Source organism: Levilactobacillus fuyuanensis, from assembly GCF_003946395.1.
In the GTDB taxonomy this organism is placed as follows: Bacteria; Bacillota; Bacilli; order Lactobacillales; family Lactobacillaceae; genus Levilactobacillus; species Levilactobacillus fuyuanensis.
This window is the reverse complement of the sequence record NZ_RHNZ01000012.1, coordinates 39705-65167: the sequence shown is the minus strand read 5'-3', so window position 1 is coordinate 65167 and position 25463 is coordinate 39705. Positions and strand designations below refer to the sequence as shown.

At 49.2% G+C, this 25463-nt stretch carries 25 protein-coding genes and 1 tRNA gene; 6 read left to right on the top strand and 20 right to left on the bottom strand.

From position 1 onward, the window contains the following. Positions 1 to 41 precede the first annotated feature (41 nt). Complete coding sequence (locus tag EKM73_RS07850) at positions 42 to 1619, bottom strand: peptide chain release factor 3 (protein ID WP_125701412.1); 1578 nt, start codon at positions 1617 to 1619, stop codon at positions 42 to 44. Between the two features lie 176 nt (positions 1620 to 1795). Here EKM73_RS07850 and EKM73_RS07845 point away from each other — a divergent pair, with 176 nt between their 5' ends. Then, positions 1796 to 2350, top strand: a complete 555-nt coding sequence (locus tag EKM73_RS07845) for an AtpZ/AtpI family protein (protein ID WP_125701411.1) — start codon at positions 1796 to 1798, stop codon at positions 2348 to 2350. A 106-nt stretch (positions 2351 to 2456) separates the two neighbouring features. Here EKM73_RS07845 and EKM73_RS07840 read toward each other — a convergent pair whose 3' ends face one another. The 5 genes from EKM73_RS07840 to ntdP all read right to left on the bottom strand — a co-directional run bounded on the left by EKM73_RS07840 (position 2457) and on the right by ntdP (position 7934). Next, entirely contained in the window at positions 2457 to 4481 is a 2025-nt protein-coding gene (locus tag EKM73_RS07840; RefSeq protein WP_125701410.1) for a CDP-glycerol glycerophosphotransferase family protein, read from the bottom strand. Positions 4482 to 4495: 14 nt separating this feature from the next. Further along, a complete protein-coding gene (locus tag EKM73_RS07835; RefSeq protein ID WP_125701409.1) occupies positions 4496 to 5380 on the bottom strand; it encodes a hypothetical protein in 885 nt (294 codons plus the stop codon). A gap of 70 nt (positions 5381 to 5450) precedes the next feature. Continuing rightward, the gene (tagD, locus tag EKM73_RS07830; protein ID WP_125701408.1) at positions 5451 to 5870 is read right to left on the bottom strand and encodes a glycerol-3-phosphate cytidylyltransferase; all 420 of its coding nucleotides are present in this window, start codon (positions 5868 to 5870) and stop codon (positions 5451 to 5453) included. Between the two features lie 225 nt (positions 5871 to 6095). Then, positions 6096 to 7208 carry an AI-2E family transporter gene (locus EKM73_RS07825; RefSeq protein WP_125701407.1) on the bottom strand — a complete coding sequence of 371 codons (1113 nt, stop codon included), beginning with the start codon at positions 7206 to 7208 and terminating at the stop codon, positions 6096 to 6098. 174 nt (positions 7209 to 7382) lie between these two features. Continuing rightward, positions 7383 to 7934, bottom strand: a complete 552-nt coding sequence (gene ntdP / locus EKM73_RS07820) for a nucleoside tri-diphosphate phosphatase (RefSeq protein WP_125701406.1) — start codon at positions 7932 to 7934, stop codon at positions 7383 to 7385. A gap of 168 nt (positions 7935 to 8102) precedes the next feature. Here ntdP and EKM73_RS07815 point away from each other — a divergent pair, with 168 nt between their 5' ends. Continuing rightward, entirely contained in the window at positions 8103 to 8348 is a 246-nt protein-coding gene (locus EKM73_RS07815; protein WP_125701405.1) for a YdeI/OmpD-associated family protein, read from the top strand. Positions 8349 to 8515: 167 nt separating this feature from the next. Here the strand turns inward: EKM73_RS07815 and EKM73_RS07810 are convergent, their stop codons facing one another. Together EKM73_RS07810 and recX are read right to left on the bottom strand one after the other, a co-directional pair. Further along, positions 8516 to 9694, bottom strand: coding sequence for a serine hydrolase domain-containing protein (locus EKM73_RS07810; protein ID WP_125701404.1), 1179 nt, complete (start codon positions 9692 to 9694; stop codon positions 8516 to 8518). A gap of 35 nt (positions 9695 to 9729) precedes the next feature. After that, complete coding sequence (recX, locus tag EKM73_RS07805) at positions 9730 to 10530, bottom strand: recombination regulator RecX (RefSeq protein WP_125701403.1); 801 nt, start codon at positions 10528 to 10530, stop codon at positions 9730 to 9732. Between the two features lie 196 nt (positions 10531 to 10726). Between recX and EKM73_RS07800 the strand changes: the two genes are divergently transcribed. Next, the gene (locus EKM73_RS07800; protein WP_125701402.1) at positions 10727 to 11179 is read left to right on the top strand and encodes a flavodoxin; all 453 of its coding nucleotides are present in this window, start codon (positions 10727 to 10729) and stop codon (positions 11177 to 11179) included. Between the two features lie 165 nt (positions 11180 to 11344). Here EKM73_RS07800 and EKM73_RS07795 read toward each other — a convergent pair whose 3' ends face one another. The 3 genes from EKM73_RS07795 to wecB are packed head-to-tail and all read right to left on the bottom strand — an operon-like array spanning position 11345 to position 14258. Continuing rightward, positions 11345 to 12256, bottom strand: coding sequence for a YihY/virulence factor BrkB family protein (locus EKM73_RS07795; RefSeq protein ID WP_125701401.1), 912 nt, complete (start codon positions 12254 to 12256; stop codon positions 11345 to 11347). A 24-nt stretch (positions 12257 to 12280) separates the two neighbouring features. After that, positions 12281 to 13132, bottom strand: a complete 852-nt coding sequence (locus EKM73_RS07790; RefSeq protein WP_020089709.1) for a nuclease-related domain-containing protein — start codon at positions 13130 to 13132, stop codon at positions 12281 to 12283. Then, positions 13125 to 14258, bottom strand: coding sequence for a non-hydrolyzing UDP-N-acetylglucosamine 2-epimerase (gene wecB / locus EKM73_RS07785; protein ID WP_125701400.1), 1134 nt, complete (start codon positions 14256 to 14258; stop codon positions 13125 to 13127). The genes EKM73_RS07790 and wecB overlap by 8 nt, the downstream gene beginning before the upstream one ends. A gap of 551 nt (positions 14259 to 14809) precedes the next feature. Between wecB and EKM73_RS07780 the strand changes: the two genes are divergently transcribed. Further along, a complete protein-coding gene (locus EKM73_RS07780; RefSeq protein ID WP_125701399.1) occupies positions 14810 to 15751 on the top strand; it encodes a glycosyltransferase family 2 protein in 942 nt (313 codons plus the stop codon). Between the two features lie 262 nt (positions 15752 to 16013). Here EKM73_RS07780 and EKM73_RS07775 read toward each other — a convergent pair whose 3' ends face one another. The 4 genes from EKM73_RS07775 to EKM73_RS07760 form a co-directional block, all read right to left on the bottom strand. Further along, positions 16014 to 17369 carry a gluconate:H+ symporter gene (locus tag EKM73_RS07775; protein ID WP_125701398.1) on the bottom strand — a complete coding sequence of 452 codons (1356 nt, stop codon included), beginning with the start codon at positions 17367 to 17369 and terminating at the stop codon, positions 16014 to 16016. 160 nt (positions 17370 to 17529) lie between these two features. Continuing rightward, positions 17530 to 17982, bottom strand: a complete 453-nt coding sequence (locus EKM73_RS07770; RefSeq protein WP_020090358.1) for a universal stress protein — start codon at positions 17980 to 17982, stop codon at positions 17530 to 17532. A 91-nt stretch (positions 17983 to 18073) separates the two neighbouring features. Then, positions 18074 to 18334 carry a hypothetical protein gene (locus EKM73_RS07765; RefSeq protein ID WP_125701397.1) on the bottom strand — a complete coding sequence of 87 codons (261 nt, stop codon included), beginning with the start codon at positions 18332 to 18334 and terminating at the stop codon, positions 18074 to 18076. A gap of 24 nt (positions 18335 to 18358) precedes the next feature. Next, entirely contained in the window at positions 18359 to 18583 is a 225-nt protein-coding gene (locus EKM73_RS07760; RefSeq protein WP_125701396.1) for a hypothetical protein, read from the bottom strand. A 311-nt stretch (positions 18584 to 18894) separates the two neighbouring features. Here EKM73_RS07760 and EKM73_RS07755 point away from each other — a divergent pair, with 311 nt between their 5' ends. After that, positions 18895 to 19431: a hypothetical protein gene (locus EKM73_RS07755; protein ID WP_125701395.1), complete on the top strand. Its 537-nt coding sequence runs from the start codon at positions 18895 to 18897 to the stop codon at positions 19429 to 19431. 443 nt (positions 19432 to 19874) lie between these two features. Here the strand turns inward: EKM73_RS07755 and EKM73_RS07750 are convergent. From EKM73_RS07750 to EKM73_RS07740, 3 genes are all read right to left on the bottom strand, one after another. After that, a tRNA-Arg gene (locus EKM73_RS07750) sits at positions 19875 to 19947 on the bottom strand. A gap of 56 nt (positions 19948 to 20003) precedes the next feature. Beyond that, complete coding sequence (locus EKM73_RS07745) at positions 20004 to 21359, bottom strand: DEAD/DEAH box helicase (RefSeq protein WP_125701394.1); 1356 nt, start codon at positions 21357 to 21359, stop codon at positions 20004 to 20006. 15 nt (positions 21360 to 21374) lie between these two features. Then, positions 21375 to 22376, bottom strand: coding sequence for a Gfo/Idh/MocA family protein (locus tag EKM73_RS07740; protein ID WP_125701393.1), 1002 nt, complete (start codon positions 22374 to 22376; stop codon positions 21375 to 21377). A 167-nt stretch (positions 22377 to 22543) separates the two neighbouring features. On the opposite strand from EKM73_RS07740, the gene EKM73_RS07735 reads away from it, so the two are divergent. Beyond that, the gene (locus tag EKM73_RS07735; RefSeq protein ID WP_125701392.1) at positions 22544 to 22921 is read left to right on the top strand and encodes a DUF4828 domain-containing protein; all 378 of its coding nucleotides are present in this window, start codon (positions 22544 to 22546) and stop codon (positions 22919 to 22921) included. Positions 22922 to 23524: 603 nt separating this feature from the next. Here the strand turns inward: EKM73_RS07735 and EKM73_RS07725 are convergent. Together EKM73_RS07725 and EKM73_RS07720 are read right to left on the bottom strand one after the other, a co-directional pair. Further along, entirely contained in the window at positions 23525 to 24286 is a 762-nt protein-coding gene (locus tag EKM73_RS07725) for a GH25 family lysozyme (protein ID WP_125701427.1), read from the bottom strand. A gap of 72 nt (positions 24287 to 24358) precedes the next feature. Beyond that, positions 24359 to 25267, bottom strand: a complete 909-nt coding sequence (locus EKM73_RS07720; protein WP_125701391.1) for a MurR/RpiR family transcriptional regulator — start codon at positions 25265 to 25267, stop codon at positions 24359 to 24361. Positions 25268 to 25463: the final 196 nt, after the last annotated feature.

Below are 25463 nucleotides of genomic sequence, written 5' to 3'. Positions count from 1 at the left end.
CTCGCCAGCTAACTGCCTTTTGTTCCACTCTCCATTGGTGTTTATAGTTTTGACGTCAATTCAACATCAGGATACTTGTCCTTGAACCAACGTTCTGCGAAATGATTTTCAAACAAGAACAGCGGATCGCCATGATTGTCCTTGACCAACAGATTTCGGGATGATGACATCCGTTCGTCGAGTTGGTCGGGATCAATCCACCGGGCCGTCTTCTTACCCATTGGTTCCATGATCACTTCTGAATTGTATTCGTTTTGCATCCGGAACTGAAAGACTTCAAACTGCAGTTGTCCCACGGCACCCAGGATGTAATCGCCGGTCGAGTAGGACGTGTAGAGTTGCACGGCCCCCTCTTGCACCAGCTGATTGATTCCCTTGTGGAAGGACTTCTGCTTCATGACGTTCTTGGCAGCGACCCGGACGAACAGTTCTGGCGTAAATTGTGGTAACTTCTCAAACTTTACGGCCTGCTTCCCGGTATAAATGGTATCCCCGATCTGGAAGTTCCCGGTATCGTAGAGTCCGATAATGTCACCCGCCACAGCCTTTTCAACGTTTTCACGCGTGTCGGCCATGAACTCCGTCACGTTGGACAGCCGGAGCTTCTTGCCCGTCCGTTCCTGTGTGACGTCCATACCGCGGTCGAACTCACCGGAGCAGACCCGCACAAAGGCGATCCGGTCCCGGTGCTTCGGATTCATGTTGGCTTGAATCTTGAAGACGAACCCAGAGAATTCAGGATCGGTTGGCTTGATATCGTTATCCTCTTGCGTATGGTGTGTCGCTGGTTCTGGGGCGTATTCCAGATAGGTTTCCAGGAACGTCTTGACCCCAAAGTTAGCCAACGCAGAGCCGAAGAAGACCGGCGTTTGGTCCCCACTGGCGATCTTAGCTTGGTCGAATTGATTCCCGGCTTCACCGATCAGCTCCATGTTGTCGCGGGCATCCTGATACCAGCCATCGTCTTCCAAGTCATTGTGTTCAACCAGTTCGCCATCGTCGTTCAATGGCAGGTAGGGTTGACTCGCATCCTTAGGCCGGAATAATTCGACCCGTTGGTGATAGCGGTCGTACAGGCCCTTCAATTCCTTCCCCATCCCGATTGGCCAGTTCATTGGGTAACCTTCGATACCCAACACGTCTTCCAATTCGGCGATTAGGTCCATCGGGTCCCGGCCATCTCGGTCCAACTTATTCATGAAGGTAAAGATCGGAATGCCCCGCATCTTACAGATTTGGAACAGCTTCTTAGTCTGGGGTTCGATCCCTTTAGCGGAGTCAATAACCATGACGGCGGAGTCCACAGCCATCAAAGTCCGGTAAGTATCTTCGGAGAAATCCTCATGTCCTGGGGTATCCAAGATGTTAATCCGCTTGCCTTGGTAGTCGAACTGCATCACAGAACTCGTGACGGAGATCCCACGCTTCTGTTCAATTTCCATCCAGTCGGACTTGGCAAAGTTACCACTCTTCTTGGCCTTGACCGTTCCGGCTTCACGCACAACGCCCCCGAACAGCAAGAGTTGTTCGGTAATCGTCGTCTTCCCGGCATCAGGGTGAGAGATGATGGCAAACGTTCGGCGCTTGTCCACCGCAGATGCTAATTTAATTTCACTCATATTGTTTAGTCCTCACAAAATTTCTTATTTTAAGTAGTCGTTATCTTTTGATTACACAGCTCTTGATTTTAACACATTTAACGTTACAATTCACGGCCTAGGTCCCTTTTTGCCCCGCATCCCGGTTCTTTCGTGGTATCATTAAGGAATGAATGCATTGAGAAACGGGTGAAAATATGTCGGCGAGTACCGAAGCCATCATCATCGAAATAGTTTTTAGTCTGGGCGCCCTGATTGCCGTGGGTGGTCTGATTGGGTTATTCATCGCTAAACACCGTCGGCGCGGACTGCGACCGGCCATGACCATTATATTTAGTGGCGCTGGTCTGGTCATCATCGCGTTACTGCTCAACGTCCTGCTATTCAAGACTTACGATCACGTCCGGGTCAAGAAAGACCAGTATTACGAGATCGTCAGTCTGACGGCCAACATGAACACCTCACTGGCCAGCAGTCACGCCGCCAACCAGCCGGTCACGCCCCGCGACAAGAAGGCCAGCAAGAATGTGACCTACCTCGTCAAACACACGGGTCAGGGGGCCACTTCCCTGCGGTTAGCGAAAGCCGCACAAGCACAGCTAACTACGCAGAAACGACCCGACTTGACACTGGTCAAGCACAATTACCGCTTGATTTTGGATCATTACTTCCAAGAAACCGTTCAGCCCAGTCGTACGGCCACACAGCTCAGTAATCACGCCTACCAGCAGGCTACGACATTCCACAAGTAGTCAGCGCGACGTCTTTGGTTGCGAAAACAACATCTATTTTGACAGAAAAGCGAAGCCCAAACGGCTCCGCTTTTCTTATTCGTAAATTTAAATTTAGCGACACGGGTTACCCGTGCTTTTCAATCTGTTGGACCACGTAGTTGACGATCTTCAGGGAACTTAACCCATCGTCGATCGAACAGAAACGTTGGTAGAAGTCCATAAACTTCTGATTATCGCTCATATCTGGTGTCTTCAGCTTATCGCCGATCATCGTCAATAATTGCGACTCGTTGTGGGCAATCTCACCTGGCAGGTCCTTCTCGTAATCGAGGTAGAATCCACGCAGTTCGTCCTTGTACATGTGGTAATCGTACGGGTAGAACAGGATTGGCCGCTTGAGGTAAGCGAAGTCAAAGAAGACGGATGAGTAGTCGGTGATCAACATGTCACTGATCAGGTACAGGTCGGAAATGTTTGGATGGTTAGAGAAGTCAAAGACGACCCCTTCGTATCCGCTGATATCTAACGCATTACTGATTAAGTAGTGCATCCGCAGAACCAGCACGGCATCCTTGCCATACCGGTCACGAAACTCGTCGAGGGAGAATGGTAATTCAAACGTATACTTCCCCTTCTCGGCAAATTGGTTATCCCGATAGGTTGGCGCGTAGAGGACGACCTTCTTATCCAACGGAATTCCCAGTTCCTGCTTCAAGGCAGTCACGTCTTCGCGGGTACTGTTGATCAGTTCATCGTTTCGTGGATACCCGACCTTTAAGATCTGGTTGTTAAAACCAAAGGCCGACCGGAAGATCCGTGTGGAATAGTCGTTAGGCGAGACCAATGCATCCCACCGGTTGGCTTCTCGAACGAAGTTGGCGTGATACTTGGTCGTCGTGGTACCGGGCATCGAGACATTTTCAATGTCCAAGCCCAATTTCTTTAACGGCGTCCCGTGCCACGTTTGAATGTAGGTCACGTAGTTCGGTTTCTTGACCCAGGATGGGAAGCGGGCGTTACTGATCCAGAAGCTGGACTTCTCCAGCGTCCGCACCCACTTAGACGTCCGCCGAATGATGAACGGAATCCCATTTTCCTTACAGAATTTCTTCTGTGACCGGTCGATCGACCAGATGAAGGTAAACCCAGGGTAGAGTTGCTTGAACAGCTGGTAGATAGCGTAAGGTGAATCACTGACTTGCCGCCCACCGAAACTTTCAAAGATCAAAGTTGGTTGCTCGTAAGGCCGGTGCCCCCGCTTGAACAGCCGCCGCATGTAGAACAAGTTGGCCTTGTCCATCAACATCGAGAGGAGCTTTGTGGCGCCGCCCACCTTGCCTGGCACGTTAGCCAGACGTTGTGGAATGGATGGTGCCGCCGTTTCCTGCACCCGAATCCCGTTGTCAAACCGCTTGTCGATGATGACCAAACGATGGCCCGGTGTCACGGCTTGTGTCACTTGACCGGCCAAAGACTTGGCTAAGACCACCCGCTGTTCCAGGTCCTGACCATCGATCGTTGAGCGAATGAAGAGCTGCTGGGTACTGTCAGCCGCGAGATCAGATAGCGGAATAATCCCCGTGAATAACCCGTGTAAGGTCATCTGGGTAATTGGCCACTCTGCTGAGCTATCCGCCTGCACGTTCTTCAGAACCAGCCGTTGGTTCGTAATGGCATGGTTGTTGATGCGGCTAGGTCCGATCACTTGAAGTTGGTCATCCTGTAAGTTAATCGCGTTAATGGTGAACTCATCTTCGGCCTGTTCCGTATGCATATTGAACAGTGCCATCCCGTTGGCATCACTGTTCAGCTGGTAATAGCTGGTCAGTGTCAACTGATGACGGTCACTCAGGTATTCACTTTCAACCTGAATCAAGCCACGCGTATTCTGCTGTTGCAAGTTCAGATAGAGTTCCCAGCTAAATTCGCTCTGACCCTCCGCTGTAAATTGAAGATCATTCGCATTGAGCCGTAACCGCACGACCTGTGCACTCAGCACCTTGCTGACGGGAATCGTGATGGACGCCTTGGTTTGTTTTTCCAAGAACGTTACCGCGAGATCGTCGAATGGCTCTGGCACATCGATCAGTTCAAGCTCGAGTTCCTGTAAATTCTTTTTATGATGTAATCCTGATAAAATCGCACGCACGATGGAAAAACTCCTTAGTAGTTAAAAATCAGTTGGTTCGGCATTTGCGGTGAGAAGTGCGCGTTGACCGCTAAATCAACGTACAACCGGGTATCATCCGTCAACAATCGACTGAGAACCGCCTGATAAAAGGCAAAGACGTCATTGAAGCGGCGATAGTTTGAGTACGCTAAGACACCATAGTAGGCTTCCGTGGCCATAATGATCTGCGTCTGGTCGACCGTCTTAGCTTCCGCCCGTTCCCGCTGACGCTTCGAGAGCGTCTCTGAGGTGGCCACTTGCTTAGCCCCTTCAAATTCGGTAGCTAGCATGGCCGAGGTGGCACTTAAATTATAAACGTGTTCAATTGGTCGTTCATGCCGGACAAAGCGTAAGACAGCCTCTCCGCGACGATTTAACAGGTAGCTGGTCTGAGCCACTTCATTTTGAACTTTCTCAATGCCCACGACCTGGCCATCTAATCCATATGTATCGACCTGAATCAGCTGATCGGCCTGATACTGTCGGAGAACCATAGGCGTCTCATCATCGATCTGCCGTAATTCTGCGACCATGTGACCGTCGCTCAGGTAACGCTTGACCTGTTCCTGATTGTCAGCAAACAAGCGTTGTTCGTAATTATCCAAGAGCATTTTCTGGCGTTCTTCGGCGGTCAACGCTAAGCCAGGTTCATCAGCAAACATCTCAGCCAACGTAATCAGCCGAACATTCTTGACCCGACCGTCTTTTCTGGCAAGTTGATTTAAGTATTGCCGGACCGTCCAGACTGATTCAAAATCAACCATGGCGACGAGAACACTGACCTGTGCCCCGTTCTGCAAGGCCTTCAGTAGTTGCGTGGAAAAGTTCGGCTTGTGCATCCCATTGAGGGACGTTAATAAAAATATCATTTGCTGCATTCGTTTGCCTCCGTCTACGTGTTCCTAAGAAAAAATCCCTAGTCTGCGACTAAGGATTTCACTGCCAACACTACTTTTCGTCTTCCGTCCAAGTTTTTTCATCGGAAAGACCTAAATCGTGCTTGATTTTAGTCGTGGAGATACCCTCCGTCCGTGGTAAGTAAATAACTTCACAGTAGTCCTTCAAGAAGTCAAACTTACCCTTCCAGTCATCACCCATAACAAAAACGTCAATGTTGTTTTCCTGGACGTCGCGAATCTTTTGATCCCAAGTCGTTTCTGGAATCACGTGGTCAACGTACTTGATTGCTTCCAGGATGTATTTCCGGTCTTCGTAAGAGGTATACGCCCGCTTACCCTTCTCCGCGTTAAATTCATCGGAGGAAACACAAACCGTTAAATCGTCACCCAAGGCTGCGGCCCGCTTCAATAAACGAATGTGACCCTTATGGATCAGGTCAAACGTTCCGTAAGTAATTACTTTTTTCATGTAGAATCTCCTACTTTATCTGGTTAATTTCCCCGTTGTTTTACCCAGGGGTCTATTTTTCAAAAAATCCAATAACAATCTAAATAGTAGCATATTCAGCGGTCACGTCAACTTCAAACCGCAAACGTTAGTCATTTCTTGATAATTTCTACGCAATTTGGGCGAATTTACGAAAATTCCGGCACCACCAACCATCGGATAACGTAGCCTTTCCGAATGATTCTTTTATAGGGACTTCTTCTCCGCGTGTTCCAATTGCCAGATGCTGTAAAGGTACTGTACCACCGTCTTGACTACGGCGTACAGTGGAATCGCCAGAATCATCCCCAGCAGCCCCGCTATATTGCCGGCCGCCAGCAAGATAATAATGATCGTCAACGGGTGAATCTGCAGGCTCTTCCCGATGATGTTGGGGTAGACCAGGTTCCCATCGATCTGTTGAACCACGACGACCACGATAATCACGTAGATAATCAGGCTGGTACTCGTCGCAAAGGCCACAATCAACGCTGGGAGAATCCCAATGTAGGGACCCACGTAAGGAATCAGATTACAGATTCCGGCAAAGAAGCCTAGTAACAACGCATATTTTTCACCCACGAAGAAATATCCGATTGCTGTAAAACTCCCCACGAAAAGGCACTCGACGATTTGGCCACCCACGTACCGGGCAATCGTGTTGTTCATCCGTCCCAGTAACTCGGCTGTCTGCTCCCCATGCTTAGCAGGCAGCCACTTTCGAATGGCTGGCATGAATTTGTCGCCGTCCTTTAACATGTAGAACAACATCACGGGCACCGTAACCGCCGTCACTGTAACCGTGGTGACCGTGCCGATAATACTCCCGATACCGCTGGTCAAGCCACTCATGAAGCCCTGCGCGTATTTAGACAGCGCACTCTGCAGCTGCGTTAAGTACTTGGAAAAATCAATCTCCTTCAGCACAGGATGGTTAATCAGCTTGTTGAGAACCGCTTCACTGGACTTGGCAAAGTCTGGAATATTGCCGACCAGCGTCGTGACCTGCGAGACCAAGCGGGGAATCACCCACATCGCCCCGGCCACAAGAACCAAGACTAGGAGTAAGAAAACCAAGGCAACGGCGCCCGTTCGGTTGATATGAAACTTCTTCCAGCGCACCTTTTCCAGTAACTTGACCACTGGATTCAGCAAATAGAACAAAATTCCTGAAATCAGCAATGGCGCAAAAATTGTGGAAAGAAAGATGCCAATTGGAGAGAATAAGAAACTGATCTGCGTACAGACCCAAATCAAGGCGGCAACGATCAACAGTTCCACGGACCAAAACATCAGTCGTGAATTGGCGAACCACTTCATGGGCAGTGCCCCTCTCGTTCCTAGTTTATTTTTAATCGCCGTCCCGAACACAGTCAATCCTGATGCCCTTTAACTGTGTCCAGTAACAACGATGGCTTTTTGAAAAAAGGAGCCAGCCACGAATGACTTGCTCCTGGTGATACGGAAGACAACTCTTACAGGTCTACGCCGCGATTAATTTGAGCGTCGTAACAGTTCCTGATACCGTTGATACCAAAGATCGACATAGGCTTTAGAAAAGGGGCCCTTGTGATGATTAATCCAATCGACGAGGGTCAAGACGTTTGCCTTCAAAATCTGATCGGTTTCTTCGCCATACTGCCACCGTTGACTGAAATCTTGATATTCATCAACGTCGAGCAAGCGTTTCTCACCATCTGGAAAGACCTTTACGTCGAGATCATAATCAATATATTTGAGCGCTTCTTTATCCAAAACATACGGGGAAGCCAGATTACAGTAATACGACACCCCGTTATCCCGAATCATCGCAACAATATTGAACCAGTAATGCTTGTGGAAATAAACGATAGCGGGTTCTCTTGTCACCCACCGCCGCCCATCGTCTTCAGTGACCAACGTGTGGTCATTAACCCCGATGAGGGCATTTTCGCTTGTTTTGAGTACCATCGTGTCGCGCCAAGTTCGATGCAAACTTCCGTCGTGCTTGTAGCTTTTGATCGTAATGAAGTCGCCTTCCTTAGGTCCTCTAGCTTCGCGCGTCATGTATTAACCCTACTTTCTAAGTAACGGGTAACTATAAAAATTCAATCAATATTATACCAGATTCGGCCGTATTAATGAATAGGCACCGCCACATTCCTGAACAAAATCCTTGGGTGACCCGTAAATTTAAGATAAACTCAAAGAATCAATGACCGAGGTGAATACTTAATGACGCAAGCTCCCCTGAGTACTTTTGAACCCATGATTCCTCAAGTCGCCGACCTTTTGGCCGATGACCCCAAACTGACTGCCTTCTTTGCCGACCTGACCGTTGGTTACCAACGCGAATGGGCCCGCTACATCTTCGGTGCTAAAGCGGACGACACGAAAGCCCGCCACATCGCCGATATGCGAAAAATTCTGGCTGCCGGCTACAAGTCCAAACGCGCCTATGGCAGTTGGCCTAAAGATTAATCTAGGACTCTTTAGAGTGATTCCAACCCGCTTCTTATGATCAGCCTGTAGACTAAAAACAGACACGATAGCCGCCTCTGCCACCCAAGTTGGTATTCGCGGTACTAGCGTGTCTGTTTTTAATTTTGCCCAAATCTAAATAATCTCATCAATCAATAGCAACGCACTTACTTACCGAGCTCACCAGCCTGCAAGAGATTCCAAATCTGAATGGCTGGTGTCTGTGACAGCTGGTTGACCCGGTAGTAATTACTCAGAAGTACCACACCATCCGTGCCGTCCTTGCTCAGCAGTGAGGTCGCTTCATACCCGTAAGCGAGGCCGTGAGTCCGGACGTAGCCTGGGTAGACATACATCCCGCCACCGTACATGGAAGCCGTTCCCGGTGCCAACAAGACGTTGACGTCACTTTCCGGATAAAGCTTGCCTTGCAACATGTTGCGCTGAGCCGTGTAGAGGTCGCGTGCAGACATGTAGACCTGTCCCGTACCGAACTGATAGAACATCGACGCCTTGGATTCCCCAAATTGAGACCCATAGTTGGCGGTCACATCCGCATTGTTGGCATTCTGATACCCCTGTGAGTACGTCGCCTGATCCGCCATGTTAAAGACGAATCCGGTGTGCTTCAGCCGCCAAGCATCGGTAATGTTCTGCGTGAAGTAACGCCGGTAACTCTCGCCACTCGTCTTCTGAATGATTCCGGACAGCAGCATGAAGTTAACAGGCGAGTAATCCCACTTGCCAATCTGGGCTGGTCGGCTGACCACATTGGTTAGAATAAAGCGAATCATGCCCTTTTCCGAGTGGAGCTTGTTGGGAAAAGCAGGTAGTGTCAAGCCACTCTTCATGTCCAGCATATCCCGAAGCGTAATCTCATTGGAACCGGCAATCGTCGGGTAGTATTTCGACAGGGGGTCGGTCAGTGACAGCTTGCCCTCACTGGCGAGCTTCATGATCAGACCCGCCGTAAATGACTTCTGAACGGACGCCAGCTGGTACACGCTGTGAGCCCCGTTCTTCTTGTGGGCCGCTGCATCCGCGTATCCCCAGCCCTTTTGATAGATGACCTGCTTGTTATGAACCACTAATGCAGTTCCCACAAAACGATTGGCTCGGAGAACCGCATCGATTTCCCGGGTGGCCGCCGTTGGCTTCGCCTTGACCACGACCTTCTTCACAACCGGCTTTTTCTTCTTCGGCTTGACTTGCCGGACAATTGAACTGCTACTCGTCTTCGTTTCCGCCTGCGTCTTGGCCTGGTTATTGAACCACCAAGCTAGCCCCCCGCTGAGACCCAAGACCGTGGCAAATGCCAGCACCGTTCCCATCACTTTCGAATTCATGGTAACTCCCCCTTACCCTTTACTTCCGTACGGACCTATTCAGCCGATTCCCCTAAATCAGCCAGCCATTGACTAATGTCATCCAGTTTGAAGCCCTTGCGATACAACATTTGTTTTGTTTTATACTGCCGCTCCGAGGGACTGAGTGCTCGGTAACGGCGCAGAAATTTTTCACCCTGCTTGGCTAGTAGCGCCTGCTGCTCGTCCACGTCCGGCGTCAAATCCACAGCATCGAGCATCGCCTTGATCTCATCGCCGCCAAAGCCCCGGGCCATTAATCCCTGGCGCATCTTCTGTTCCTGATTACGCGACGAATTATGCTGATAACGCTTCGCTAACTTCTCCGCAACGGCCGTCCCCACGGTCACTTGCTCTTCCGGCGTATACAGGGTCAAGGCAGCGTCAATCACCTTTTCACCAACACCTTTCTGCCGCAAATGTTGGCGAATCACCCGCGGTCCCTTGTCACCCGTATGCATCACCGTACGCACGTAACTGGCAGCGTAATGGGCATCATCAACCAGTGTAAACTCGCGCAGCTTCTTTAACGTCTGTTCGATGGTCTCTTCGGGAATCTCCAACGTCACCAACTTGTCAGCAACTTCCCTCTCGGTTCGTAGCTGGTGGGACAAGTAATCCAGCGCGCGATTGTAGGCCTTCGCCACATCATCGGCAGCCGTCAGTTGTTCTTCCAGTTCCTTGTCGATTTCCATCCCCTTGTACAGACGGAAGTCGACCAACACACTCTCACTCACGGGAAACGCATAGTGCCCGTCAACATAAATGTTGAAGCGGCCACTGCGTTTCTGCGCTTCAATCATGGTAATTTCGGCCATTCAGGTCACATCCTTTTCTCGTCTTCTGTCATCATTTTACCAGTTCTCGCATCAAGGTGACGACCCCAACCGCGGTTTAGTTAGTCAATCATCTTTTCGACAGCACCATCATCCCCACACGTCACCATCTCTAGTCACCATCACAATAGCCTGCTATAATTAACGGCAATCAATACATCTAAAGGAGTGAACGATTTTGCTAAAAGCACACGTGGTCTTTGCCACAATTACCGGCAATAATGAAGACGTTGCCGACATCGTTACCGAAAAATTAGAGGATTTGGGCTGCCAAGTCACTGAAACCGAAATCTCTCAGACCGACGCCGCCGAATTCAATCAAGCCGACCTCTGCGTGGTCTGCGCCTACACCTACGACGAGGGTTCCCTACCGGACGAGGGTCTCGACTTCTATGAGGACCTGCAGACGTTAGACCTGAGTGGCAAAACCTTTGGGGTCGCTGGCTCTGGGGACACCTTTTACGGGGAGTACTATAACACGACCGTCGACCACTTTGAAGCAGCTTTCGCCAAAACCGGGGCCACGCAGGGCGCTCCTAGCCTCAAAATCAATCTTGAGCCCGATCAAGCAGCTATCGAAGAACTCGATACATTTGCTACCCAACTGGTCGCCCACACGCAACAAGCTTAATCACTAGCAACGATATTCAGTGACATCACCACAATGCTACCGAGTCTAAAAGCTACGACTCATCAAACTTTTCGGAGTTGACGAGTCGTAGCTTTTTGATTGCTTTTAACGAATAGCTTTCTGCATCGCGTTTGCCAGCCTGAGCAATTCACTTGGCAAACACATTTAATCACCTTTGTTGTTACGCTTAAGCCGATTTCGCAGAATGTAGGTAAAGACCGCTTGTTCTTCAATGGTTCCCTCAACCAAGTCCTGAATGGCGGCATTTAGCACCGCACCAAACATCAGGATTAGGGCCGTAAAGTCCAACCAGAACATCAAGACAATAAACGTTCCAATCGTCTTATAACTATCGATATTGTGGACGAAAAATTTTAAATACCAACTAAATGCCTGTGAAAGCAGTAACCAACCTAATGTCGCCGTTAAAGCTCCAGGCCAAACATAGCGTAACTTCAATTTCACGCTGGGAACGAAGTAAAACAGAATCATCAGAATAAAGAACGTCATCACAAACGTGACCGGCCACTTCGCCGCATTGACGTACGCCAGAATTTGCGTTGGCAAATGCAAGAGTGGTGTCAGCCGCTCCAACACGATCTGTCCCACACTAAAGAACAACATCATTAAGAATAGAAAGGCAATCAGTGCCACCATCCAGAAGAATGCCATCACTCGATTGACGATGGCATTTTGCTTGCGCACGACCCCATACGCCCCGTTGACCGTCCGCTGAAATGCCGCAACCGCCCGAGATGACGACCAGATAGCGACGATTACCCCGATTGACAGCACACTGCCGCTTCGGTTATTCAGGAATGAATGGATGATCGGTGCTAGTAGATCGTAGACGTTTTCCGGAATGAACGGTTCGATACTGTTCATCACCGTACTTGTTTCAATATGAAAAAAGGGCAATAGACTTGCTAAAACCAATAATGCTGGAAATAATGACAAAAGGGTATAGTACGCTAATACTGCCGCCGAGTCGGAAACATTCGCCATTTGATAGTGTTTACTGATGGTTTGGATGATCCGGTTGATTCCCGCTAAATGCGGGCGCCATTTCTGCCACACGAGCCATGGCCCCTTTCACTAGATTTAGAACGACCCGTAATCCTCGGCGAATTTCAGGGTACCAATCATTTTCTCCAAGGTCTTACGACTGAACCGGACCCGTTTGGCCTGACGAAAGGCTTCAATAAAGGTCGCCAAATCGTCATAATTAGCCACCGCCGTACAGTTGTAGGCATCATGGGCGTTCAGTTTTGTCTTGTTTCCAACCACTAACGAGTTACTGTGATTGTAACGGTCGTAGTAATTATAGTAAACCAACGGCTTCACAAAGTCGATGATTCGATCGTTCTTATTTTCCAATTGACGGTGCATCGTAATTTCACTATTGATGTAGCGCACCAGCAATTTAGAGGACAACTCCGCCTGGGTAGCCGGATTACTGATTCCAGTGTGGAGCGTGATCGACCGTTGTCCGCGACCTTCTTGTTCCAGACTCATCGTGTAGCCTTGCGTCAAGGATTCGTTTTCTTCCGACAAGTTAGGCAAGAAGAAACGATCCAAGTGATTGGCCAGGGCCTTCGGAACTTCTTTCTCGCGCCCGCTCAGGTTGACGCCGGAGAAGTCATCCAGACTGGATGAAAAGATTTCTTCGGACAGATCATGAAAGATCATACCGCGCCAATACTTACTTTCCACGTTAATTACGCCAAAAGAAGTCACTAACAGATTGTCGATCTGCATGACCCGCCACGAGTCTCCCTCATTCATTTCCTGAGTCACAGGATTCTTAACCTTGTTGGCAAAGTGCACGTTACGCAGAATCTTATAGTCGAAACGTTCGTGATGTTTTGCAGCGCTCTGATGAATCTCCCGCATAATTTCATACAACTGTTCAGTCGTCTTTATTTCGGCTCGATCGTACGCCGTTTCACCCATTAGCATTTCCTCCATTGAATTTTTCTTGAATCGCCGCCAAAATGTATTCTGACGCGTGACCATCCCCATAAGGGTTTTCGGCCTGCGCCATCTTATCGTAAGCAGCTTGGTCACTTAATAAACTTTCCATTGCTGCCGTGACACGCTTAGGGTCGGTTCCCACCAGCTTCAGCGTTCCGTTGGTGACCCCTTCCGGTCGTTCAGTGGTGTCCCGCAAGACCAGTACCGGCTTGTTCAACGATGGTGCCTCTTCTTGGACACCACCGGAATCGGTCATGATGAAGTAACTCTTAGCCGACAAATTGTGGAAATCAACCACGTCTAACGGATCGATCAGGTGAATCCGATCCATGCCACCCAACTCCTCGTGAGCTACCGTTTGAACGGCCGGACTCAAGTGAACTGGGTAGATCACTTCCACGTCAGGATGCGCCTCGACTTCTGCCCGCACAGCCTTAAAGACGGCGTGCATCGGTGCCCCTTGATTCTCGCGACGATGCATCGTCATCAAGATCAGTCGGTGACCAGGCTGTACTTCGTCTAGAACCGCGTGATGGTAGTTGGCATCCACCGTCTGCTTCAAGGCATCGATCGCCGTATTCCCCGTCACATAAATATGGTCAAGTGGATGGGCTTGCTTCAACAAGTTTTCCTTAGATAACTCGGTCGGCGCAAAGTACAGGTCGCTCAAGATGTCGGTCAGTTGCCGGTTCATTTCTTCTGGATATGGTGAATACTTGTTCCAGGTCCGCAATCCAGCTTCCACATGGCCCAACATGGTCTGGTGGTAAAAGGCACTGATACTAGCCGCAAACGTCGTGGTCGTGTCGCCATGGACCAGCACAATGTCGGGTGCTGCTTCCGTGATAATGCCATCGAGCTTAGTCAGCACCCGCGTGGTAATGTCACTGAGCGTCTGCTTCGCCTTCATGATGTTCAAGTCATAGTCCGGCTTGATTTTAAAGATGTCCAACACTTGGTCAAGCATCTCACGGTGTTGTGCCGTCACCACCGTAATCGGTGTAAATTCAGTTGGCCGTTGTTGCATGGCTAGAATGATTGGGGCCATCTTAATGGCTTCCGGACGGGTACCGAACACCGTCATTACTTTGATTGGTTTTGTCACTATGTTCCCTCCAAATTAACGTTGATTGATTAGGGTCAATTATAGCAGAACGCCGCCCGCCATGTTACGGATTAACCGCTTTTCACCGTGAATTATCAGAATCCCGCAGGAAAACTTGTTACTGGACGCATTAATTTGTAGCCATCGCGTCTCACCCTTATATTTGCAGTGCCCAACCATCGTTACATTAACAATCTCAGACCTACAACTAGCTTCTCCATATCCAATCGGCTAGACTAATAAGCGACAGTGACCTGTGTCGAAATATTTGAAGGGTTACAGAAGACTTTACCCGAAGATGGCGGCAATCACAATCCTTTTCGTATCTAGTGAAACAATAGTCATTGTAACCGACTAATTCGGCATCCATTTATTTGAAATAACACTCAAAAAAGTGATGCAAGACCTGTGTGCCGCAGTTTACACGTCTTCCTCGACCCATGCCCGTCATCTCCCCTGACAGAATTGACTTCTGCCTGTAAGAAAAATTTAATGGTAAGCCCCCAATATTTGAGGTAAGATGGTATCGTTGTGTGAAAGGAATGTCTGCGATGAAAAAGCTTAGTCTGGTCGTTCCTTGCTATAACGAGGAGGAGTCTATTCCATTATTTTACCGAACCGTTAGCAAGGTGATCGATTCCATGAATACCCCTACTCCAACGGTAACGCCGGAGTATATATTTGTGGATGATGGTTCCAGCGACCACACCTTAGAAGAAATGAAGCAATTACACCAAGATCATCCGGAGATCGTCCACTTTCGGTCGTTCTCCCGGAATTTTGGGAAGGAATCGGCGCTCGCCGCAGGGTTACAAGCCACTACCGGGGATATGGTGGCCGTGATGGACGTCGACCTTCAAGATCCACCAGAGCTCCTGCCAGAAATGGTTGATCTGATTGAAAACAGAGACTACGACTGCGTTGGAACCATCCAACAGGAACGTCGCGGTCAGAGCCACATTCGGGCCTTTCTCTCCCGGAGTTTCTACAGCATTATCAATTGGATCTCAGACGTGCGGATTGAGCCCAACGCCCGCGACTACCGGTTAATGACCCGGCAATTTGTGGATACGGTTCTCTCACTACCTGAATTCAATCGCTTCTCAAAGGGTATCTTCAGTTGGGTCGGCTTCAAGACGACCTACCTGACCTACGAGAGTCAGCCCCGCGCGGCCGGCACGACGCATTGGAATCTGCGGCAACTATTTGCCTATTCCATTGAGGGAATCATTGATTTCTCCAATGCGCCATTACGGTTAGCCACGTGGGTCGGCAGTTTGTCGTTTTTTGCCTCGATTGTCGCCCTGATTTTCGTGATCATTCGGGCCCTGACCGTTGGCGGTTCCGTTGCCGGCTGGCCTTCCATGGTCGCTATCTTCTTGGCAATCGGTGGAATTCAACTGTTCTGTCTCGGTATTCTGGGGCAGTACATCAGTAAGATCTACCTGGAAACCAAGCACCGGCCAAAGTACATCATTCGTGAAGAAAAGTAGAATGCTTAAGGGAATCAGTCGTGGACTGGTTCCCTTTTTCTGTGTGCTCGAAAAAATGATGTATCGTGTATTTTTCATCTAGACGCTCTCTCCACAATCATTCGATCCCATGCGACAATCGAATCCTTATATCTTTCAATCTGCATACTGTCTATCTTCAACTTACCGTTCTAGAACAGTGCATCGCAGTAGGTGACCATAACCTTCTGCAAAGTAAAAGCCCCATCACCTGAATTTTCCGATGATGGGGCTCATTTCAAATCTAGTTAATAATTGCGTTCATCAGCATAACCATGCCCAAACCAACGACAGAAATAACGGTTTCCAACGTCGTCCAAACCTGGAACGTCTGCTTAACACTTAAATCAAAGTATTCTGAGAACATCCAGAATCCAGCGTCGTTCACGTGTGAAGCGGCCAATGACCCGGCACCAATGGCCAGAGCGACCATGACGGGATCGGCACTCAACGTGGTCATCAACGGTAAGACCAGCCCAGCGGCGGTCATCCCGGCCACCGTAGCGGAACCCAAAGAGATCCGCAAGATAACCGTGATCAACCAAGCCAACAGGATTGGGGAAAGGCTGGAGTGCATCATTAATTGTTGCACGGCCTTCCCGACCCCACCATCGATCAGAACTTCCTTAAAGGCAGAGCCCCCGGCAATAACCATCAGTAACATGGCAATCGACTTGATGGCATCTTCCAGGGTCGCACTGATTTCCTTCATCGTTCGTTGACGGTGGAAACCCATGGACCAAATGGCAAACAGCAAGGCCAATACCATGGCAATGACGGGGTTCCCCAACATCGCCACAATGGCATCGAGACCGTGTGGATTCTTGGGTGCTGCCCCACCATCGACTGACAGCTGGTAAACCGTCGCCGCAGCCATGAAAATAACTGGGAACAGTGACGTTACAACGGACAAACCAAATCCAGGCGTTTCGTCGATATCAAATTCCTTAACTTCCCCGAAGGCAGGTAAAGAACGTTTGATGACGAATAGGTCTGGATTGAACCGCCGAATCACGCGCGTCCAGATAGGACCAGCAACGATCACACAAGGAATCGCCACGATGATCCCAATCAGCAACATTTCACCAATGTTGGCGCCCAAGACCGTCGCAACGGCCGTAGGTGATGGTTGTGGCGGCAAGAATCCTTGCGTGGCGGACAGTGCCGCGGCCATGGAAATCCCCAGATAGAGGAATGGCACTTCGGCTTCCAACGCAACCGCAAAGACGATTGGCGTAACCAGAACTAACCCGACTTCGAAAAGTAAGGAAATCCCGATCAGGAAGGAAGCGACTACGATGGCCACTTGTAAGCGTTTCTTTCCAAACACGTTAATCAAGGTCCGGGCGATCCGGTAAGAACCCCCGGCATCGGCAACCAACCGGCCAATCATGGCCCCGAAACCAAACACGATAATCAGTTCGCCCATGGAGCTACCGATTCCGTCCTTGATGGAGTTGGCGATGTTGGCTGGGTTCATGCCCAACCCTAATGCCACTAAGATCGACGTGACAATCAGTGAAACGAAGGTATTCAATTTTACTTTAATAATTAAAAAGAGTAACAGTAAAATACCCAATAATAAAACGACGAACTGCATGCTTTTCTCTCTTTTCCTATGCTCGATTCAGATTCTCCCACCCAGTCGGAGTTGGGTGAATCATTTTGCATAAGGTACATTGTATGAAAAAAAGTTTCCCAATGCAAGGGCTTACTTGTATATTATTTTCACATGCAGTTGGTTAAAGCCTTATCTGACGCTATCGAACAATCATTACGGAAACTGGAGAATATTTTGCCATGTAGGCTGCCTGGCTCCCAAAATACTTCCGAACGCCAGTCTGAGACAATGACCCAATGACCAATAAATCTGGTTGCACTTCCGGAATAATTGTCTTCACGATGGTTTCACCGGGATCCCCTTCCCCGATAATAATGGTGACTTTATTAATGCCGAAACGTTCGGCTAATTTTTGATATTGTTGTAAGTGTTTCTGTAAGTCCGCCCGTTGCCCGTGCACATAGTTTTTGCTCAAGGCTTGGTAAATATTCATGTTATCCGATTCCAACACGGAACAAATGACCAGCTCACAATCGTCAAACTTGGCCCGATTCATCGCGTAGCGGAAGGCTAGCTGTGCATCAGGTGAATCGTCTACCCCAACTAAAATTCGACTAAATTTCTTAGGATTCATTGATTCTGAATTTTCCATCGAAAATCCTCCTCTTGTTTGAATATCTTTATTATAAAGGAAAACGGTACCAAACGCGAAAATTACTAGAAACTTTCCGTTCAATACCGTTTTAATTTTTAGTAACTGGTGGGTCGTTACGGCCCATCACTTGTTTGAGTGCACGTAGGCCCCAGAAGATCAGCGTCCAAATAACCCAGTATGCGACTAGAATTCCCACAAATAAGGCCCAGACCCGCCAGTCGTGATACCGCCATAACCAGACGACCGTCAAGTTGCGGTGCTGAAACAGGCCAATCAAATCCTTAAGGACCCCGAAAATCAACGACAAGGCTAACCAACTGCGGGCGTCACCCATGGCTTTACGAAACATCTGCTTCCTCCCCAGGAATCATGATTAATCTTTCTTGTTACCCTTCCCCTGAAACATGCCCCAGCTCTTCATCCAGCCAATCAGGAACATGACAATGTAGAACGCTGCGGCCACCGTGGAGAATACGGCAAAGACTTTCTGAATGATCCCCACCCCACCAGAGGCTTGGGCACCGCTGAAGAACCAGAAGTACCAAGACAGAGCTGACCAAAAGATAGCTCGTAGTAATAACTTAAAACCAACACCCATGTTAAATGACCCGCTCTCTTAATAATTATTTCTTCTATATGTATAGGGACAACCTAATTCATAACATTTTATATTACGTTATCGTTAGTGATAACAAAACTTATCTTATATTCTGGCACGAATAATTTTAAATGTAAAGCGCTTTTATTAACGGCGACCGCGACTTCGCCAACCGTGTTATTCCGTTACACTATTTATAGCCTGGTCAGGACTCGAACCCTCACAAACCATTGCTAAAGGAATTAATTAAAAAATAATAATGATATATAGTAATAAGTTTGATATGATTAACCTAAAAGGAGGTCATTATTTTGCATTTAAAGAAGCTGTTGCTCTTCACTATCTCCTCATTGGCCTTACTCCTCCTAACGCCCACCAATGCGGACGCCAAAACATGGCATTATTCTGTCACACCATCCAATTCATTCTCTCACAAAACGTATGCCCAAGCGTATATGTACGGCAACAACGAGTATATGGCACTCTACAAGACTAAGCAGAACGCACAGACTCAAGACACCGATACTGGCCGAATCATCAGCAACAGTAAGAAATTCTATGCCCGGAAGACTTCAAGTAAGCGCGTCTACGAGGTCATCTATCGGCATCAGTATTATTACGTCAATACTAATGACACCCGACTTTACCGTTACAACACGTGGCGCAGCGGTCACAAACTGATTTCGACAGTCAAGCCCAATCAGCCTAACAAGGTCATGTTGAAGGCCAAGACCCAGGTCTACCGCAATCAATATTGGCTGTATAACTATAGTGGTCAGAATTTACCGCTCTACAACTGGTATCGCCTTGCTGATACCGGCAAATGGGTGGTTGATGCTTCGAAGTAGCCAAGTCAACTGAACATTAGAGATTACCAAAAGAGCTAGGATAACGTTCGTTGACGTTGTCCTAGCTCTTTTCTTGTGGTTGTTAATCGGTTTCAGTAATTCTCTATTGCTGAAACGTGTGCCAGAAGGCAGTCAGTTCCGCTTAACCCCGCTAAGCCAAAAATCCAAACCCGGGATTCCCGTCTTATTGCCGTGCGCCAACGCTCTATTGCTGAAACGTGCATCCCCAGGCAGCTGGTTGCGCTTAACCCCGCTAAGCAAATAATCCAAGCCCAGGATTTTTTACTTAGCGACGTGCTCCGACTCTCTGTTGCTGAAACGTGCGCCAGAAGGCAGTCAGTTCCGCTTAACCCCGCTAAGCCAAAAATCCAAACCCGGGATTTTCACCTTAGCGACGTTAATGCTCACTGACTAATCGCCTTCTGGCGCACTCTTTTCTAATATGTCCCCACCCGGACTCGAACCGGGATCATTCGCTTAGGAGGCGAGTGCCCTATCCTGTTGTGCTATAGGGACAATATCAATAATCCGCTTTTAAGTTTACCACGGATTATTTGATTTCAAAAGGTTAATTACTGTTGTGATTGTTGTGCATCGCGGTCGCGCCACTTTTTACGCATACCCTTATTCTTGGTATGGCGGTTCTTATGCTTCTTTTTCTTAGAAGGATTGGGTTCCTGCTTGGCACGCGGAGCATTGGCACTGGCCTTGCCCGTTGGCTTTTCACCTGCGGCTGCTGGCTTACCCGCACCCTTAGGCGTTTTGGCCGATGCAGCGGCACTTGGCTTGGCGGTTGCTGCCGTTGCTTGTGGTGTCACCGCAACTGGTTTCTCAGTCGTCAATGTTCGCCCACTGAAGTACAGCGGTACCAAGTCATAGTCGGTATCCTTCAAGAGTTTCTTGAGGTCCCGTAAATCATGGTCATCCCCGAGACTGATAACCTGTCCCGGTTCGCCCATCCGACCCGTCCGGCCAACCCGGTGAACGTATTCGTTCACGGAAGTTGGCAGATCATAGTTGATAACGGCCGGCAGCTTAGGAATATCGAGCCCCCGTGCCGCGACATCCGTCGTCAACAATAAGCGTGTCCGACCTAACCGGAAGTCCTGCAAGGCCTTTTCCCGTTGCACCTGACGAAGATCACTGGTCAGACTCGCCGCAGACATGTGCTCATGATAGAACCGCGTTGCCGTCTGCCGTAAGGTGTTGGCTTGTTTGAAGAAGACCAATGCCCGGAAGTTTGGCATCGCGAGCATCCGCTTCAGCATCTGGTCACGCTTACCCATACCGACTTGTAAAAGGCCATGCCGGACGACGCCCTGGGTATTATCCTCCTGACGGACGTCAATCCGGGTCACAGACTGTCCAAACCATTGCTCGAGTTCGTGAAGAATTGGCGTATCCGTTGCGGAGAAGAAGCCCAATTGAACATCGGCTGGCATGTCCTGGGCGATTGACCGCACCGTATCCAGAGTATCCCCCGTCAACAGGTCATCGGCCTCATCGACGATCAGTAGGGAAACCAGGTGTAGCTTTAGTTTCCGGTCGCTGACCAGATTCAAGACCCGGCCCGGCGTTCCGACGATGACTTCTGGCCGTTTTTTCAAGCGTTCCGTTTGGCGTTTGACGTTGGCCCCCCCGGTCAGGGCAACCACCTTCAAATCCAACAGTTTGGCCCAATCACGCATGACCCGACTGGTCTGAATGGCCAGCTCCTGGGAGGGTTCCAACACAATCAGTTGGGTGCCGTCCCCGGGTAACAGGTTGGCTAAGGCCGGTAGCGTAAACGCCACGGTCTTCCCCGAACCCGTTGGCGCGAGGCCCAAGACGTTCTGGTCTCCCGCTAGCGGCTCATAAACTGCCGTCTGAATTGCGGTCGGTTCAGTGTAGCCCAAGTCTTTAAAATGAGCCTCGAATTGTTTTAGCATTTATTTTCCTCTTTCTTAGTGTTGATCGGCTGGGAACTTCAAGTTAGCGGAGACCCGCAGATCGAATAATACTTGGTTGACCGTCAAACTCCACTGTAACCAGCGTTGGTAATCGGCCACGTTCTGCTTATCATCTGGTGCTTCCAGAATCCGGGCAAAGTCCTCAGCTTCCGGTAACATTGGGTTGGCCAATTCGGCAGAGCTCAAGTCGGTGGCCTTACCACTAGCATCACGTTCTTCAACGTGGGTCAATTCGCCAGCACTGTCGATGGTGATAGTTTCCTTCAGCCCGTAAATTTCGGATAAGGCGTAAGAGTTGCTGGTCTTCCCGAAGTTCACGGTCACATCGAAGTCACCATAGCGTAGCATTGCCAAGCCCTTACCATCGGCACCGGTTGCAATGATCGTTGGGAAAAAGGCCACGTGTTCAGGTTGGCCAAACAACGCGATGGCCAAGTAAATTGGGTAGACCCCCAAGTCTTGAAGTGCCCCACCGGAGAATTCCTTGGTGAAGACATTTGGTTGTTCACCATCCAAAACCTTATCGTAACGAGAGGAGTACTTCATGTAAGTCAAAGCGGCCCCTTGAACAGTTGGGAGTGCCATGAGCGCCTTACTGATGGCCTTGAAGTTTGGTGTGTGGACGTGCCGAGCCGCTTCAAAGTATTTCACGGCTGGATGCTGCTTGAGTTCGGCCATGATTGCAGCCATTTCCCGTCGGTTACTGAAGGCTGGCTTCTCAACGATGATGGAAATATCCCGGTCAATTGCAGCCATGGCTTGCTTAAAGTGCAAGCTGTTTGGTGACGCAATGTAGACCACATTCAAGTTGGCCTGGTCTAACATGGTTTCATAATCGGTATAGCTCTTCTCGGCCTGGTTCTTCTGAGCGAAGGCGTCCGCCGTTTCTTGGTGCCGGGAGTAGACCCCAGCCAGCGTGTAGCGTTTCGATAAAGCTACCGCCTCGACCAATTGTTGCGTAATCCAGTTCGTCCCTACAGTTCCAATGCGAATCATTGCAATCCCTCCATCGATTTTCTAGCGTTAACTTTATTCTAACAGTCGCATCGCGTTAGGCATAGCAATAGAATTAATTTTCTTTGAAATCTGGGAGAAAAAGCCCCAGTTTTCTGTCCAGAAATGTTATATTGAGAGTAACTAATAATTCAAGGGAGGGATTACCGGTGAAAGGTCGAGAACTCGCATTATTTGGCGTTTCACTCGTGGCTGGTTTAACAGGTGGATTCTCATTACGTAGAAAGAAAAAGCCCCAGCCCAGTGAGTCGCCGTTGTTTTATGTCGGTACGTGGCAGTTCGTTGACCCCCATAACCAGCGACGTCACCGGTTAGAAATTAGTCCTAATCTTGACGTGCAGATCGATAACCATCAGCTACAGGTGTCCGTAAAGAACCTCAACGACCAACAGCTTACCTTTCAGGATAAGTTTGGCTATCACTTAACCATTCACGCCAACGAACACCAACCAATTTCCTTTTTCGATGAAGCCGACGATTGTACTTACGCGATGAAACCACTGGCATCGACAGATCAGCCTTCATAGACTGGTACCCATGTCGTGTGTTAAATACTTAACGAAGCCGTAGCCCCAGATTTGGAGGCTGCGGCTTTTGTTTGATTTGTGTAAAATCGGATAAAAATTGTCACCTGCGGCTGGCAGGGGTTCTGCCGCTATGGGGACCGCTTGCAGCCAAAGTACGGGCTTCCAGCTCGGTTTGAAACCTCGCCAAATTCAGGCGAGTTTCCAAACACGTCCCACGCAGTAAGGCCGGGAAGAATCAACCACCCGGTCTAACACCGTTGTCACGGCTGGCGCCACCCCTGCCCTCCTCCGGCTAAGTAAGTTTTTGCCGTTTAACGCAAATAAAAAACAGTAGCCAAGCTGACTACTGTTTCAATACATATTAATTTTCAAGAACACCAAGTCTTGCAATTATCCTGCAGTTTAAGGCGGAAGTCGCCCCTGAAGATGCTCAGCCGTGGGAATTATCTAAGTGGCGACATAGCCACTTAGATAATTGGTGTCTTTGAAACGCGCTTCTTTGCGGTTCAAAGACAAGCTCAGAGACCGCTCTTTGGCTCTGAGCGTCCGCCCACAGCGTCCCGGCATCTTCAGGGGCGACTGAGAGCCGAAATTTAGGATAATTTACTTGGTAAAGGCGTGCCAGTCGCGGCGGGTACCATTGAACACCGACTTAGCCACCGGCAGATCCTGCCCATTCTGGGTAACCTTCCCGTTGGCATCGTATTCGATCAGCTTGACCTGTTGCGAATGCCCTGACAGCTTACCACCGGCGGTCCAATAGTCCTGGTTGGGCAAGACTGGCCTTACAAATTGTGTCAATACGGACTTGCTAGCAAAGATGACTACGCCCTGATGGTACTGGCTATTGAGCAGCTGTACCAACGTTTTGAGTTTCTGCCCCTCTGTTGCCATTTCCGTATTGCTACTGTTATATTTACCGTAGTAACTAACCGCTACCATAATAGGTAAGGTTCCTGAATTTCTCTTAACTGTTCTTTTAAAGTGATTGAACTGGCGTTGTGCCGAAGTGGTGAAACTAAAGGTGTGGGCCACCCCAACCTGAATGTCTGCCCCTTGGGACCGCGAATAATTATCGCTAAAGTCATCGTCGGTATAGGTCGCTCCCGACGTCGCTTGCAGGTAGACAAACGTTTCACTCTTTGCCAACTGCTGAAAGTCTAGGTAACCACTGTCCTGATTGACCGTGACCCCGCGAACGGGATAGCTGGCCACCTGAGCGCGCTGGTGAGCGTCCCATCGGAACCAGCCCCAGCCGCCCCCAAGAATGAGCAGGACTAAGGCCAACACGATAAACCAGCGGCGATACCGGTGGCGGCGCCGAAACGTGTTGTCATATATGGGTTGATAGTCGCGTCGTTTCACCGTCAATCACCATTCTCCTTCGTCAGGTATTCACCCCCTATTGGAGGTATGCCGTCCATTATACCATGACTGCTAGGAATCGTAACGGGTCTGTTCGATAACGTCTCTGACCCGGGTCAAAACGGGTTTAGTACGTGAAGAACTGCGCAAGACGGTCATCATAAAAAGACTGTCGAGGATCGTCATTTGCGAAATCAACGAGTACATCCCCTCTGAACGGTACTTGACCTCATCCGTGAGGGAGAGAAATGTGACCGCTGCTGCCTGAGCCAGTTCGGAACCGCTGTAGCTGGTAATGACGATAATGGCCACCCCGTTACGTTTGAGCTCCCGTACAATCTCCAAGGTCTCATGGTTTCGACCTGAGTGAGAAATCACAATCGCACAGTCCTGGGCCGTCATTCGGGCCGCCTGCATCAGTTGAATATCGTAGTCGGGATGGTAAGTCACGTTCAGTGGTGTCCGCAAGAACTTGTGGTAGCCATCGAGAGCCGCTACAGCAGAGCCGCCCAAACCAAAGAAAGCCACCGTCTTAGCATTGATAATTTTGATAACAGCTCGCGCCAAATCATCCTCGTTCAACGCTTCGTTTGTTGCCCGTAAAGAATTTATGGAAAAGCGAAAGGTTTTGTTCGCAATCGTTGCAAGTGAATCCCCCTCGGCTAATTCTGGAAAACTATTCTGTTGCGGCGTCATCTCGGCTGCGGTATGGGCCAGAGCCATCGTAAATTCCCGATAGTTCGAGTAGTCCATCCGCTTGACGAAACGGGAAATGGTCGCGGTCGAAACCCCCGTGGCACTCGCTAATTCCTTAATCGTCATTTCACTGACCACGGCTGGGTTATCCAACGCCAACTGGGCCACCTTTTTTTCCGTTCGAGACAACTGATCATACGTCCCCCGAATCTTTCCAATGGTTGAGCGTGCGATAGTCGCCGCCCCCTTCCGATAATTTTCAAAAAGATTACCTTTTGTAAACATTTTACAACATTTCACTTGAAATGTGAAACTTCTTTTCATATAATAGTCGAAGCGGAAATTTTACATCTGCGCACTGAACGCTACCGTTTAACAGGTGTCTTGGTGTTTCACGAGCATTGTCGTTGCGTTCTAACGGACGATGCGGTATCGTTCAAAGCAGGATGATTTTTTCATTTAATAATCGCACCACGAAAGG

Coding starts and splice junctions, on each gene's coding strand:
- EKM73_RS07850 (WP_125701412.1), bottom strand. CDS start 1,619: ATGAGTGAAATTAAATTAGCATCTGCGGTGGACAAGCGCCGAACGTTT.
- EKM73_RS07845 (WP_125701411.1), top strand. CDS start 1,796: ATGTCGGCGAGTACCGAAGCCATCATCATCGAAATAGTTTTTAGTCTG.
- EKM73_RS07835 (WP_125701409.1), bottom strand. CDS start 5,380: ATGCAGCAAATGATATTTTTATTAACGTCCCTCAATGGGATGCACAAG.
- tagD (WP_125701408.1), bottom strand. CDS start 5,870: ATGAAAAAAGTAATTACTTACGGAACGTTTGACCTGATCCATAAGGGT.
- EKM73_RS07825 (WP_125701407.1), bottom strand. CDS start 7,208: ATGAAGTGGTTCGCCAATTCACGACTGATGTTTTGGTCCGTGGAACTG.
- ntdP (WP_125701406.1), bottom strand. CDS start 7,934: ATGACGCGCGAAGCTAGAGGACCTAAGGAAGGCGACTTCATTACGATC.
- EKM73_RS07815 (WP_125701405.1), top strand. CDS start 8,103: ATGACGCAAGCTCCCCTGAGTACTTTTGAACCCATGATTCCTCAAGTC.
- EKM73_RS07810 (WP_125701404.1), bottom strand. CDS start 9,694: ATGAATTCGAAAGTGATGGGAACGGTGCTGGCATTTGCCACGGTCTTG.
- recX (WP_125701403.1), bottom strand. CDS start 10,530: ATGGCCGAAATTACCATGATTGAAGCGCAGAAACGCAGTGGCCGCTTC.
- EKM73_RS07790 (WP_020089709.1), bottom strand. CDS start 13,132: ATGGGTGAAACGGCGTACGATCGAGCCGAAATAAAGACGACTGAACAG.
- EKM73_RS07780 (WP_125701399.1), top strand. CDS start 14,810: ATGAAAAAGCTTAGTCTGGTCGTTCCTTGCTATAACGAGGAGGAGTCT.
- EKM73_RS07775 (WP_125701398.1), bottom strand. CDS start 17,369: ATGCAGTTCGTCGTTTTATTATTGGGTATTTTACTGTTACTCTTTTTA.
- EKM73_RS07770 (WP_020090358.1), bottom strand. CDS start 17,982: ATGGAAAATTCAGAATCAATGAATCCTAAGAAATTTAGTCGAATTTTA.
- EKM73_RS07765 (WP_125701397.1), bottom strand. CDS start 18,334: ATGTTTCGTAAAGCCATGGGTGACGCCCGCAGTTGGTTAGCCTTGTCG.
- EKM73_RS07760 (WP_125701396.1), bottom strand. CDS start 18,583: ATGGGTGTTGGTTTTAAGTTATTACTACGAGCTATCTTTTGGTCAGCT.
- EKM73_RS07745 (WP_125701394.1), bottom strand. CDS start 21,359: ATGCTAAAACAATTCGAGGCTCATTTTAAAGACTTGGGCTACACTGAA.
- EKM73_RS07740 (WP_125701393.1), bottom strand. CDS start 22,376: ATGATTCGCATTGGAACTGTAGGGACGAACTGGATTACGCAACAATTG.
- EKM73_RS07720 (WP_125701391.1), bottom strand. CDS start 25,267: ATGTTTACAAAAGGTAATCTTTTTGAAAATTATCGGAAGGGGGCGGCG.